Raw genomic sequence first — 12,136 nt, forward strand, 5'->3', positions numbered from 1 at the left:
GCTGGTATCGGGTGCTGGTCTGGGGTGCTGCCATGAACGCGTCGGAGTTGCGGGACATCAACGAGTGGATGATCGGCGGCGCACGCTCGGCGCCCACACCGCCGCAGATGATGGCGGAATGCTGCGAACGCCTGGTTCGGGCCGGCCTGCCGCTGTGGCGCGTCGGCGTCTTCGTTCGAACCCTGCACCCCGAGATTTACGGCCGCAATTTCCTCTGGAAGCCTGGTGCCGAAGTCGAACTCGGCACCGTCGATCACGACATCCAGAACGCCCCGGAATTCATCGCCAGCCCGCTTTCGACCGTCTTCAAGCAGGGACTTGAAGTGAGGGCGCGGCTCGACGATCCCGCGAGCGCGCGCTTTCCGATCATCGAGGACCTGCGCGCGGAAGGCGTCACCGACTACATCGCCCTGCCGCTGATCAATACCGACGGCTTCGTCAACGCCTCGAGCTGGACCACCAAGCAGCCGGGCGGCTTTACCGAAGAACAGTTGCGCGCGCTCCGGTCGATCGCGGTTCCGCTGGCGCGTTATATCGAGATTGTCACCCTACGCCGGACCGCCTCGTTGCTGCTCGATACCTATGTCGGCAATCGTGCCGGCGAGCGGATTCTCGGCGGCCAGATCAGGCGTGGCCATGCCGACACGATGAATGCCGCGATCTGGCTGTCTGACCTGCGCGGCTTCACCGCACTGTCGGACCGCTTGCCGGCCGAGACGATCGTGGAGATTCTCAACCTCTACTTCGATTGCCAGGTCGCCGCGATCCGCGAACATGGCGGCGAGGTGCTCAAATTCATGGGCGACGGGCTGCTCGCGGTGTTTCCGGTTGACGAATATGTTAGCGACGAGGCGCAGGTCTGCTCGCGGGTGCTGGAAGCGGCGCGCGAGTCCCGCGCCAGCGTCGAGGCGCTGCAGTTTTCCCATCGTGAGGCGGTCGAGCGCTTCCGTTTCGGCATCGCGCTGCATGTCGGGCGCGTGCTTTATGGCAATATCGGCGGCGGCGACCGGCTCGATTTCACCTGCATCGGTCCGGCGGTCAATCTCGCGGCGCGGCTGGAGAAGATCGCCGGCCGTCTCGGCCGCACCGTGGTCGCCTCCGAGGGCTTCGCCGGGATCTGCAGTGGCGGCTGGAGCGATCTTGGCGAATTTCCGATCGCCGGGTTCGCGAAGGCCGAGCGGGTCTATGGCCTGGCCGACGAGGCGTCGCGCGCCGCCCCGGGCTAGCGCAGATGTCACTACATCGAATCGAGCAAGAGCCCTCACTTCACCTCGCCCCGCTTGCGGCAGGGCAGTCCGGGGCGAGGGCACTTGCGTGATTTCGGAATAATGGAATAATGCCGCTGAGTTGCCCGACGTGTCAAGTCGTCTTGTCGAGCGCCGGCAGCAGCCGGCTACTTTGCATGGGGTTGTTTTCGATGTTTTGGCAGTGTGTCCCTGCGGAGGCAGGCTGCCGTAAGAATGGGGATAGGGAGCAGTGTCCCGTCGCCGTTCGACCACATCTCAACGAGTCCTAGAGGCGAAATGCCGGAAGTTACCTCCCAGCACCGCACCGGCATCGCGCTCATCGTTGCGGCGGCGGTGGCATGGAGTACCGCGCCGTTCTTCACCCGACTGCTCCCCTTCGACTCCTGGACCATTCTGTTCTGGCGCGGGCTGTTCGGCGGTGGCGTGATCGCGCTGGTCCTGGTCGTCATGCAAGGCCGCCGCGGCGTTCGCGACCTCATCGCGATGCGCCCAAGCGGGTGGCTGGTGGCCGGCCTTTCGACCGTCGGCATGGTGACGTTCATTCCGTCGTTGCAACTGACCAGCGTCGCCAATGTCGCTGTTATCGTCGCAGTCCAGCCGTTTGCCGCCGCGGCGATCGCCTGGATATGGCTGCGGGAGACGGTGCGGCCGCGGACGCTGCTGGCCAGCGGTGTGGCGTTCGCGGGCGTGGTCGTCACCGTCAGCGGTGCTGGCGGCACTGCGGATTACAGGGGCATCGGCCTCGCCTGCGTGATGATGCTGGCGATCTCAGTCATGACGGTCGCCATTCGCCGGCACCGGGAGACCTCGATGGTTGCGGCTGCGGCACTGTCGAATTTTCTGGGCAGCCTGGTCAGCATTCCCTTCGCGCAAGGGCTCGGATCGGTCACGGCGGCGAACCTCGGCGTGCTCGCGCTGTTCGGGATCTGCCAGGTCGGATTGGGCCTCACGCTGTTCACGCTGGGCTCGAGGCTGTTACCGTCAGGACAGGCGTCCCTCATCGCCACCCTCGAGACTCCGCTGATGCCGTTCTGGGTGTGGCTGGCGTTTGCTGAGGTGCCGTCGGTCCGCGCGCTGGTCGGAGGCGCGCTGGTAATGGGAGCCGTCGTCGCCGACATTGCGGCGGAGCGACGGACGCAACCCGTACAGCCGGCGGAATGGTGACTGCGGGCTATTCCTCAGGCTCGGTGGTGAAGAGCAGCGGATATCCCTTGGCGCGGCCGGCGTCGGTCGCGCGCGTCGCCTTGGTCTCGGCGATGTCCCTGGCGAAGACGGCAACGACGCAGACGCCGCGCTGGTGCGCAACCAGCATCACCTTGTAGGCTTGGTCGTCGGTCATGCGGAATTCGGCCTTGAGCACGGTGACGACGAATTCACGTGGCGTGAAGTCGTCGTTGACCAGGATCACCTTGTGCAGGCGCGGCCGCTCGACCTTGGTCTTCGTCCTGTTTTTCGGCTTGATGACGGTATCGGGCATCGCCCGGCACCTCCTTCGCGGTTATCCCGTAACAATACCGGCTTTCGCCCTTCGTTGGAACCGGTCGATTTGCACACGCTCATTGCGGCGACGGCACGGCGCGATTATCGCCCAAATCATGGCGAGCAGCGTCCGGAGCGCATTCCGATGGGATCGAAACACGCTCCGGATTCTTATTTTGACGCGTTTTCTTTACGCGAACCGGTAGCCGCTTCGCTCGAAAACGCTCTGAACTGAATGTGAAGAGCAGATGATATCAGCGCTTTTCGCCGCCTGATTTGCGTGTCACGATGACACTCATACGACGGGAGGGCCGCGATGCGCTGGTATGTCTCGATCGGAGCCGTGCTTGTCGCGGGCATGCTTGCCGGCGGCGATGTGGCCGGTGTTGCCGCGCCCGCGCCGGCAATACAGCCCGGCCATCGGCTGGCTGAAAAGGAATCCACCCCGAGCGTCGATGTCGAGTTGATCATCGCGGTCGACGTCTCCTATTCGATGGACATGGACGAGCTTGCGATCCAGCGCGAAGGCTATGCGCAGGCAATCGTCTCCAAGGAGTTTCTGCAGGCGCTGAAGGCCGGCCCGAACGGCAAGATCGCGATCACCTATTTCGAATGGGCCGCCTCCAACGACCAGAAAGTCATCATCCCCTGGCGGGTGATCGACGGCCCCGAATCCGCGGACGCCGTCTCGGCCGAGATCCTGAAGACGCCGGTCCGCCGCGCCTCGCGCACCTCGATCTCGGGCGCGATCTATTTCGCGATGCCGCTGTTCGACGAGAATCCGTATCGCGGCTTGCGGCGCGTGATCGATATTTCCGGCGACGGGCCCAACAACAACGGGATGCCGATCACGCCGGCGCGCGAAGCGGCGCTGGACAAAGGCATCGTCATCAACGGCCTCCCGATCATGGTGAAGGAGCCGTCCTACTCCACGATGGATATCGAGAATCTCGACTGGTACTATGAGGACTGCGTGATCGGCGGCCCCGGCTCCTTCGTGGTGACGATCAAGGATCGGGAAAAATTCAAGGAGGCGATCCGCACCAAACTGCTGCTCGAAGTCGCCGGCCGCACCCCGGAGCCGCGCCATGTGCCCGTCGCCGAGAAGGAGCCGCGGGTCAACTGCCTGATCGGCGAGAAGATTTGGCAGGACAGGTGGGGCAGGTAGCGTCGCTGCCGTAGGATGGGTGGAGCGTAGCGATACCCATCAATCCTGGCCTCGACCCAAATGATGGGTATCTCTTCGCTCCACCAATCTTACGATTTCAGCGATCGGCTTGTTGGGTTCTCATCCATCTCGCCTACTCAGCGCGAAAACCGTGCCACCAGTTCGACATGCGCCGTGTGGCGGAATTGGTCGACCGGGGTGACCTCCTCGATCCGATAGCCGCCATCGATCAGGATTTTCGCATCGCGCGCGAACGTTGCGACGTTGCAGGACACCGCGACGACGGTCGGCACCTTGCTGGCGGCGAGCTGGGTCACCACCGCCTGGGCGCCTTGCCGCGGCGGATCGAACACGACCGTGTCGTAGTCGCGCAGTTCCTGCGGCATCAGCGGGCGGCGGAACAGGTCGCGGGCCTCGGCCTTGAGCGGCTTCAGGCCCTTGGTCGCGGTCGCAGCCTTCTGCAGCGCCATCACCGCGCCGGCATCGTTGTCGAAAGCGGTCACGCGCGTGCGCGCGGCGAGCCGCAACGCGAACGGTCCGACGCCACAGAACAGGTCGGCGATGTGTTTTGCGCGCTTGCAGCGATCCTGCACCAGCGCGGCCAGCGTCGCCTCGCCCGCCGCCGTCGCCTGCAGGAACGAGCCGGGCGGCAGCGCAACCTGCGCGGTGCCCATCGTGACGACGGGGGCGTTGCGCATCAGCACCAGCTCGCCATGGCGCGTCAGCCGCGCCAGCCGGTGGGTTTCGGCAATGCGCGAGAGCGCCGTGATCATTGCGGTCGGCACCGGGCCGGAGCCGCGGACGTCAATGTCGAGGCCGCTGCTGGTCGCCGTGATCTGGATATCGAGCGGCTTGTCGGCCGGCTTCAGCGCCTCGGCCACCGCGCGGGCGGCGTCGAGGGCGCCGTGCAATCCCGGATCGAGGATCGGGCAATCTTCGATCGCAACGATCGCGTGGCTGCCTGAAGCGGCGAAGCCGATGCGCAGCTCGCCGTCGGTGCCGCGGCGGGCATGAAGGGTGATGCGCCTGCGGCCGGCGCCATGGGCGTCGACGAGCTCTGCGACCTCGCAGGCGATGCCGGATTGCGCCAACGTGTCGACCACGATCCGGCGCTTCCAGGCGCGATAGGCATCGGCCTGCCAGTGCTGGATGGCGCAGCCGCCGCACTGTCCGAAATATTCGCAGAACGGGGTGATCCGCTCCGCACTCGCCTTGATCACATGGACCAGCCGCCGCCGTTCGGGATCGTTGTCGGCCGCCTCGCACTCGACGGTCTCGCCGCCGAGCGCATAGGGCACATAGAGGCTGCGCCCGTTCGCGAGCGCCACGCCGTCGCCGCGGTGACCGACATGATCGATGGTGATTGTTTCAGCCACGGCGCGCGCCGATGAAGAACTCGATATTGCCGTCGCCGCCGGAGATCGAGGACGGGAACACCTGGATCTCGGTGCAACCGAGCGAAGCCGCGAAGGCTGCGATGTCGTCGCAGATCTCCTGATGCACCATCGCGTTGCGGATGATGCCGCGTTTGGAGTGCTTTCGTGCCGCTTCGAACTGCGGCTTGATCAGCGCGAGCAGATGCATCGGTGCCGCTGCCAGCGACAGCGCCACCGGCAGCACCGCCTTCAGCGAAATGAAGCTGACGTCGATCACGATGACATCGGGCCGCGCCGGCAGGCGCTTGCCTTCATAGCTCCTGATGTCGGTCTCTTCCATGGAGACGATCTTCGCATGTCCTTGCAGCGAGGGATGCAGCTGACCGTGGCCGACATCGACTGAAAACACCAGGCCGGCACCGTTGGCGAGCAGCACTTCGGTGAAGCCGCCGGTCGATGCGCCGACGTCGAGGCAGACGTGATCCTCGATCTCGATCGGATAGTGCTCGAGCGCGCCGGCGAGCTTGACGCCACCGCGGGAGACGTAAGGGTGTGCGGGCTGCGCCGAAAGCTGTGCCTTCACCGCGATGATTTCGGAGGCCTTGGCGACCGGCTTGCCGTCGGCGATCACGAGGCCGGCGTCGATCGCCGCGCGTGCCCGCGCCCGGCTCTCGAACAGGCCACGTTCGACCAGCAATACGTCGATGCGCTTGCCGTCCGGCCCATCGCTTTTGTCCTTGCCGGTCAATTGAAGCCTGACCGGTTCTGCGCGCGCTCAGCCGCCAGGCGGACGCAGGCCTCGAAGGATTCGAGATCGTGCCAGAGATCCGCAGGCGCCTCTCTCGGCGTCAGCAGCGGAGCGCCGTGCAATTCAAGCGCATGTATCATCATCAGATTATCAGGCAGTCCAAACTCTTCCACTGTCAGCCCGTCGGCATCGATCAGGCGGCCGTCCGGCGCCGCTACCACCCGCTGCAGCCGCGCCACCCGATTGACGTAGGATGCGGGATCGTTCGAATAGGCGAGGCACAGCTTGCCGCATCCCGCCATGTAGCCGAGTTCGTAGACTGTGCCTGCGTCGGCACTGGGGCCGCGAAACGGCGTCAAATTGGCGATGATGGCGTCGGCGGACTCCATCATTGCCTCGTTGCTCTTGAAGATGGTGAGGGACGCCCCGGCAGCTGCGAGGTTCACCGCGTTGTCGAGCGGATAGAGCCCGGTCAATCCGTGGCTCGCGCAAATCTCGGCCTTGCGGCGGCCGATCTCTACGGCATCCGGCAGGAACACGTCAGGACCTGCCAGATAGATGATCATGGGACTTGCCGGCGCCCGAAGCGCCGCCCGGACGGACTACGCGAGCTTGACGGTCTCGGTCTTGTAATCCTTGCCGAGGGTTTCGAACACCTTGGCAACGATGCCCTTGGCGTCGAGACCGGCGCGGCCGTACATCGCCGCCGGCGTGTCGTGGTCGAGGAACACGTCGGGCAGGATCAGCGAGCGCATCCGCAGGCCGCCGTCCAGCATGCCGTTGTCGGACAGCAGCTGCATGACGTGGGAGCCGAAGCCGCCGATCGAGCCTTCCTCGATGGTGAGCAGGATCTCGTGCTCGCGCGCGAGCTTCAGGATCATCTCTTCATCGAGCGGCTTCATGAAGCGCGCGTCGGCGATGGTTGCGGAGAGGCCGTGGGCGGCGAGTTCGTCGGCCGCCTTCTCGCATTCGGCCAGGCGGGTGCCCAGGGACAGCAGCGCGACCTTCTTGCCCTCGCGGACGATGCGGCCCTTGCCGATCGGAAGCGGCACGCCGACTTCCGGCATCTCGACGCCGCGGCCTTCGCCGCGCGGATAGCGCAGCGCGCTCGGGCGGTCGTTGATCGCGACCTGCGTTGCCACCATGTGGACCATTTCCGCCTCGTCGGAGGCCGCCATGATCACGAAGTTCGGCAGGCAGCCGAGATAGGCATTGTCGAACGAGCCGGCATGGGTCGCGCCGTCGGCGCCGACCAGGCCGGCGCGGTCGATCGCGAAGCGGACCGGCAGGCTCTGGATTGCGACGTCATGCACCACCTGGTCATAGCCGCGCTGCAGGAAGGTCGAATAGATCGCGCAGAACGGCTTGTAGCCCTCGGTGGCGAGACCGGCGGCGAACGTCACCGCATGCTGCTCGGCGATGCCGACGTCGAAGGTACGGTTCGGGAACGCCTTGTTGAAGATATCGACGCCGGTGCCGGACGGCATCGCCGCAGTGATGGCGACGATCTTGTCGTCCTTCTCGGCTTCCTTGACGAGACTCTGGCCGAACACGTTCTGGTAGGCCGGCGCATTCGGCTTGGATTTGGCCTGGGTGCCGGTGGCGACGTCGAACTTGACGACGGCATGGTACTTGTCGGCGGAGGCCTCGGCCGGGCCGTAGCCCTTGCCCTTCTGCGTCACAACGTGGACCAGGATCGGGCCGGTCTCCATGTCGCGGACGTTCTTGAGAACGGGCAGCAGATGGTCGAGATTGTGGCCGTCGATCGGGCCGACATAATAGAAGCCCAGTTCCTCGAACAGCGTGCCGCCGTCCATCATGAAGCCGCGGGAATATTCCTCGACGCGGTTGGCGCGGTTGGCAATGATCTTCGGCAGGCGCTTGTTGATCTGCTTGGCCGCCTCGCGCAGCGTGCGATAGGTCTTGCCGGAGTAGAGCCGCGACAGATAGGCGCTCATCGCGCCGACCGGCGGCGCGATCGACATGTCGTTGTCGTTGAGGATCACGATCAGGCGCGAGTTCATCGCGCCGGCGTTGTTCATGGCCTCGTAGGCCATGCCTGCCGACATCGCGCCGTCGCCGATCACGGCGATGACATTGTTCTTGCCGCCGGAGAGGTCGCGGGCGACGGCCATGCCGAGGCCGGCCGAGATCGAGGTCGAGGAGTGCGCGGCGCCAAACGGGTCGTAGTCGCTCTCGGTGCGCTTGGTGAAGCCGGAGAGGCCGCCGCCGGTGCGCAGCGTGCGCATGCGGTCGCGGCGTCCGGTCAGGATCTTGTGCGGATAGGCCTGGTGGCCGACGTCCCAGATCAGACGGTCGCGCGGAGTGTCGAAGATGTAGTGAATGGCGGTGGTCAGCTCGACCACGCCGAGGCCGGCGCCGAAATGGCCGCCGGTCACCGAGACGGCGTCGATGGTTTCCTGGCGCAGTTCGTCGGCAACCTGCCGCACCTGCTCGACCTTGAGCCGGCGCAGGTCTTCCGGGGTGTGAATGGTATCAAGAAGCGGCGTCTTACTAAATGTGGTCACAGCGATATTCCAATTTTGCCTTGTCGGGACCCAAGTTGAAGCCCTGGGCCCGACGCGAGATGGGTTGCGCGCTCACCGCGCAGCGAAAAGCCAGACACTCGGTACCGCCCCGGCAGGCCGGTGCCTGGTCTATAAGCCTAGATGCACTCCGGATTGGACCACGTGATATGCCTCACGTTGGTCGCTCTTCACCCGTCCCGGTTCAGTTATTCGAACCATTCGAAGCCTTGCCGCCGGAATAATCTGGCCGCCCGCCACCCTCAAATGCCCATAGAACTGGAAGCATTACACCAAAGCAGCGGTCAAAGCCAACCCGCTAGCCGCGCTGGGTTCCCATACCAGACGTCAAAAAGTCTAGACTTTTCAATGGTTGGGTCGTCTCGCGGGTTCCATCTCGCCTATTTCGGCGGCAGCCGGCCGGTCCGGGCCGGCCGATTCGATCCGCGCCAAGCGGCGCATCCAAGCGCTGCCTGGGATCGTCGGGCGTTATTGGACGTCGAGCGGTTCGGTGCCGGTCACCTGGCCCGCGGCGTCGATCGTGATCTTGTCGACGCGGGCCTCGGCCTGCCGCAGCAATTCCTCGCAGCGCCGCTTCAGCGCCTCGCCGCGCTCATAGATCGTGACCGACTCCTCGAGCGGGACCTTGCCGTCCTCGAGCCGCTTGACGATCGATTCCAATTCCTCGATCGCGCGTTCGAAGGTGAGCTTCTTGACGTCAGCTTGAGTATTTTCGGCCATAATGAGTTCCTGGCTGCGCAGTTGGCATGAGCATGATCTGGTCCGAAAACCGGTTCCCACTTTTCGGGATCATGCTTGCATTGGCGCAGAATCAATCGAATTTATGCGGGCGTATTGTGGCGATTATTTAGGCGCCCATCAATGCGGTGACGTGGGAAGCCACCGACTCTTTCAGGCCCTGCAGGTCGTAGCCGCCTTCCAGCACCGAGACGACGCGGCCTTCGGCGCTCTTGTCGGCGACATCCATCAGCTTGCGCGTCACCCAGCCGAAATCCTCGCCCCTGAGGTTGATCGAGGCCAGGGGATCGCGGTGATGGGCGTCGAAGCCCGCCGAGATGACGAGAAGCTCGGGGGAGAATTTTTCGAGCTGCGGCAGGATCAGGTTCTCGAAGGCTGCGCGGAACTTGGCGCTGCCGTCTTCCGGCGCCAGCGGTGCGTTGACGATGGTGTCATGCTCGCCGCGCTCGCTCGTGGCGCCGGTGCCCGGAAACAGCGGCATCTGGTGGGTCGAGCAGTACATCACGGTCGGATCGGCCCAGAAGATGTCCTGCGTGCCGTTGCCGTGATGGACGTCGAAATCGATCACCGCGGCGCGCGTGATGCCGTACTTGCGCTGCGCGTGGCGCGCGGCGATCGCGGCATTGTCGAAGAAGCAGAATCCCATCGGCGTCGATTTCTCGGCGTGGTGCCCGGGCGGGCGCACCGCGACGAAGGCGTTGCGATGGTGGCCTGCCATCACCGCGTCAGTCGCCGCGACGGCGCCGCCGACGCCGCGCATCACCGCTTCCCAGGTGCCCGGTGACATCGAGGTGTCGCCGTCGACATAGATCATGCCCGAGGTCGGCGCGATGTGGCGGAGCTCGCCGACATAATGCTCGCCATGGCAGAGCATCACCGAATCAAGGTCGCCTTCCGGCGCCAAATCACGCACCAGCGCCTTGAAGCGGTCCTCGCCAAGCACCTCGTCGACGGCGCGCAGCCGGTCGGGGCGTTCGGGATGTCCGGGCGGGGTGAGGTGGTTGAGACAGGCGGAATGCGTCAGAAGCAGTGTCATGCAAATTCCCGGCGCAACTGCTGCGCGTATGACGAAGGCCTAATCTAGGCGCTTACCGGCTCCCCGGAAAGGCCTGCATTCGATCCGAAGAGCCTCTGTCCTGGTTCAATTGATCCGCGCGATGCGGCCGGCTGCCATCGGGCCGACTGGGCTGTTGGCCTTGAAAAAAGCATACAGCGCGTCGACATCGTAGGCGCCGAACTGCTGCGCGGCGCCGTCCTTGAACACCGTGAAGCCGTCGCCGCCTTCGGCGAGATAATTGTTGACGGTGACGCGATAGCTCGCCTTGGGGTCGATCGGCCGGCCGTCGAGCGACATCCGCTCAGTGATGATGCGCGCGCCATCCGGCTTGGCCGCATCCCACGCATAGGCGAAGCCTTTGGAGACCTGCAGCGGACGCGGCCGCTTCGGGTCGGCCCATTGTTGCTCGAGCACGTCCTTGAGCTGCTGGCCGGTCAGCGTCATCGTCACGAGCTGATTGCGGAACGGCTGGCTTGCGAAGATGTCGGCGTAGGTCACCGCGCCCTCGTCGCGCTTGACGATGTCGGTGCGCACGCCGCCGGGATTGGTGAAGGCGATCACCGCGCCGCCATTCGGCTCGGAGCTCGTCGCCGCGAGCTGCGCGTCGGCGACGATGTCGCCGAGCGGGCTTTCGCCTGAATCGTTCGGTGTCCGCGACAGCGTTTCGGTCACCGCGCCCGCCGGGCGGTTGGCGATCGGCGCGGCGAGCCGGTCGTAGGATTCCAAGAGCGCACTCTGCTCGGGATCGCGGCCATAGCTGCCGATCCGCACGATGGTGTTGTCGGCCTTGGCGCTGATGACGTCGTGGGTCTTCGGATCGAGCTGAAGGTCGATCGCGGTGACCAGCGTGCCGTATTTGTCGCCCGAGGTGACGAGCCGCCCGTCGATCTCGCAGACATAGGCCTGGTGCGTGTGACCGGAGATCACGACGTCGACCGCCTTGTCGAACTTCTTGACGATGTCGACGATCGGCCCGGAGATCCCAGGGCATTCATTATAGTCGCCGCTAGGAAAGCCGCCCTCGTGGATCAGCACCACGATCGCCTCGACGCCGCGCGCCTTCAATTCGGGGACCAGCGCATTCACCGTCTCGGCCTCGTCACGAAACTCGAGGGTCGCGACGCCGGCCGGCGAGACCAGGTTCGGCGTGTTCTTCAGCGTCAGCCCGATGAAGGCGACCGGAATGCCGTCGAACGTCTTGATCTCGTAAGGCGGAAACACCGTCTTGCCGGTGGCCTTGTCGATCGTGCTGGCGGCGAGGTAGCGGAACTTTGCCCCGGTGAAGGGATGCGGTCCCTGGCAATTGTCGACCGGATGGCAGCCGCCGTTTTGCATCCGCAGCAATTCGTCCTTGCCCTCGTCGAACTCGTGATTGCCGACCGAAGAGATCGCAAGCCCCATCATCGACAGCGACTCGATGGTCGGCTCGTCATGGAACATCGCCGACAGGAAGGGGCTGGCGCCGATCAGGTCGCCGGCCGCGACGAAGATGTTGTTGTTGTGCCCTTCGCGCAGCTTCTTGACAGCGGTCGCCATCCGCTCGGCGCCGCCGGCTGCTACCATGATCTTTTTGGTCGCGTCGGCGGGATCGGTGATGCGGATGCCGCCCGGCGGCGGCCGCAGATAGCCGTGGAAATCGTTGATCGCGAGAATGCGCAAGTCCACCGGCGCCGCGGTCTGCGCCGCGCAGGGGCTGGCCGCGATGACGACAAGCGAGCAGATCGCGGCGGCGAGAGGTGAGAGATGGAAGCGTCTCATGACCTGTCCATGGAGCACA

11 protein-coding genes are annotated in these 12,136 nt (G+C 64.9%); 3 read left to right on the top strand and 8 right to left on the bottom strand.

What is annotated here, in order from left to right; all coding sequences use genetic code 11:
• Positions 1 to 32: 32 nt before the first annotated feature.
• Together UP09_RS11550 and UP09_RS11555 are read left to right on the top strand one after the other, a co-directional pair.
• The gene (locus UP09_RS11550) at positions 33 to 1,226 is read left to right on the top strand and encodes an adenylate/guanylate cyclase domain-containing protein (protein ID WP_044538480.1); all 1,194 of its coding nucleotides are present in this window, start codon (positions 33 to 35) and stop codon (positions 1,224 to 1,226) included.
• A 297-nt stretch (positions 1,227 to 1,523) separates the two neighbouring features.
• Positions 1,524 to 2,411, top strand: a complete 888-nt coding sequence (locus UP09_RS11555) for a DMT family transporter (RefSeq protein WP_044538301.1) — start codon at positions 1,524 to 1,526, stop codon at positions 2,409 to 2,411.
• Positions 2,412 to 2,418: 7 nt separating this feature from the next.
• Here UP09_RS11555 and clpS read toward each other — a convergent pair whose 3' ends face one another.
• Positions 2,419 to 2,724, bottom strand: a complete 306-nt coding sequence (gene clpS / locus UP09_RS11560; protein WP_044538302.1) for an ATP-dependent Clp protease adapter ClpS — start codon at positions 2,722 to 2,724, stop codon at positions 2,419 to 2,421.
• Between the two features lie 318 nt (positions 2,725 to 3,042).
• Between clpS and UP09_RS11565 the strand changes: the two genes are divergently transcribed.
• Entirely contained in the window at positions 3,043 to 3,894 is an 852-nt protein-coding gene (locus UP09_RS11565) for a DUF1194 domain-containing protein (protein ID WP_044538303.1), read from the top strand.
• Between the two features lie 137 nt (positions 3,895 to 4,031).
• On the opposite strand, the gene UP09_RS11570 is transcribed toward UP09_RS11565, so the two are convergent.
• The 7 genes from UP09_RS11570 to UP09_RS11600 form a co-directional block, all read right to left on the bottom strand.
• Positions 4,032 to 5,270 (bottom strand): class I SAM-dependent RNA methyltransferase, encoded by a 1,239-nt coding sequence (locus UP09_RS11570; RefSeq protein WP_044538304.1) that lies wholly within the window; start codon positions 5,268 to 5,270, stop codon positions 4,032 to 4,034.
• Complete coding sequence (locus tag UP09_RS11575; RefSeq protein ID WP_044538305.1) at positions 5,263 to 6,018, bottom strand: TlyA family RNA methyltransferase; 756 nt, start codon at positions 6,016 to 6,018, stop codon at positions 5,263 to 5,265. The genes UP09_RS11570 and UP09_RS11575 overlap by 8 nt, the downstream gene beginning before the upstream one ends.
• Positions 6,015 to 6,584, bottom strand: a complete 570-nt coding sequence (locus UP09_RS11580) for a nucleoside 2-deoxyribosyltransferase (RefSeq protein ID WP_044538306.1) — start codon at positions 6,582 to 6,584, stop codon at positions 6,015 to 6,017. Before UP09_RS11580 ends, UP09_RS11575 begins: the two co-directional genes overlap by 4 nt.
• Positions 6,585 to 6,620: 36 nt before the next feature.
• Positions 6,621 to 8,546, bottom strand: coding sequence for a 1-deoxy-D-xylulose-5-phosphate synthase (gene dxs / locus UP09_RS11585; protein WP_044538307.1), 1,926 nt, complete (start codon positions 8,544 to 8,546; stop codon positions 6,621 to 6,623).
• Between the two features lie 486 nt (positions 8,547 to 9,032).
• Positions 9,033 to 9,284, bottom strand: coding sequence for an exodeoxyribonuclease VII small subunit (locus UP09_RS11590; RefSeq protein ID WP_044538308.1), 252 nt, complete (start codon positions 9,282 to 9,284; stop codon positions 9,033 to 9,035).
• 127 nt (positions 9,285 to 9,411) lie between these two features.
• Positions 9,412 to 10,338, bottom strand: a complete 927-nt coding sequence (locus tag UP09_RS11595) for a histone deacetylase family protein (RefSeq protein WP_044538309.1) — start codon at positions 10,336 to 10,338, stop codon at positions 9,412 to 9,414.
• 105 nt (positions 10,339 to 10,443) lie between these two features.
• Positions 10,444 to 12,117, bottom strand: a complete 1,674-nt coding sequence (locus tag UP09_RS11600; RefSeq protein WP_044538310.1) for a bifunctional metallophosphatase/5'-nucleotidase — start codon at positions 12,115 to 12,117, stop codon at positions 10,444 to 10,446.
• Positions 12,118 to 12,136 lie beyond the last annotated feature (19 nt).

This window comes from Bradyrhizobium sp. LTSP885, assembly GCF_000938305.1.
Lineage (GTDB): Bacteria > Pseudomonadota > Alphaproteobacteria > Rhizobiales > Xanthobacteraceae > Bradyrhizobium.

Excerpts from the sequence above, each read along its gene's own strand:
- UP09_RS11550 (WP_044538480.1), top strand. The coding sequence starts at position 33 with ATGAACGCGTCGGAGTTGCGGGACATCAACGAGTGGATGATCGGCGGC.
- UP09_RS11555 (WP_044538301.1), top strand. The coding sequence starts at position 1,524 with ATGCCGGAAGTTACCTCCCAGCACCGCACCGGCATCGCGCTCATCGTT.
- clpS (WP_044538302.1), bottom strand. The coding sequence starts at position 2,724 with ATGCCCGATACCGTCATCAAGCCGAAAAACAGGACGAAGACCAAGGTC.
- UP09_RS11565 (WP_044538303.1), top strand. The coding sequence starts at position 3,043 with ATGCGCTGGTATGTCTCGATCGGAGCCGTGCTTGTCGCGGGCATGCTT.
- UP09_RS11580 (WP_044538306.1), bottom strand. The coding sequence starts at position 6,584 with ATGATCATCTATCTGGCAGGTCCTGACGTGTTCCTGCCGGATGCCGTA.
- UP09_RS11590 (WP_044538308.1), bottom strand. The coding sequence starts at position 9,284 with ATGGCCGAAAATACTCAAGCTGACGTCAAGAAGCTCACCTTCGAACGC.
- UP09_RS11595 (WP_044538309.1), bottom strand. The coding sequence starts at position 10,338 with ATGACACTGCTTCTGACGCATTCCGCCTGTCTCAACCACCTCACCCCG.
- UP09_RS11600 (WP_044538310.1), bottom strand. The coding sequence starts at position 12,117 with ATGAGACGCTTCCATCTCTCACCTCTCGCCGCCGCGATCTGCTCGCTT.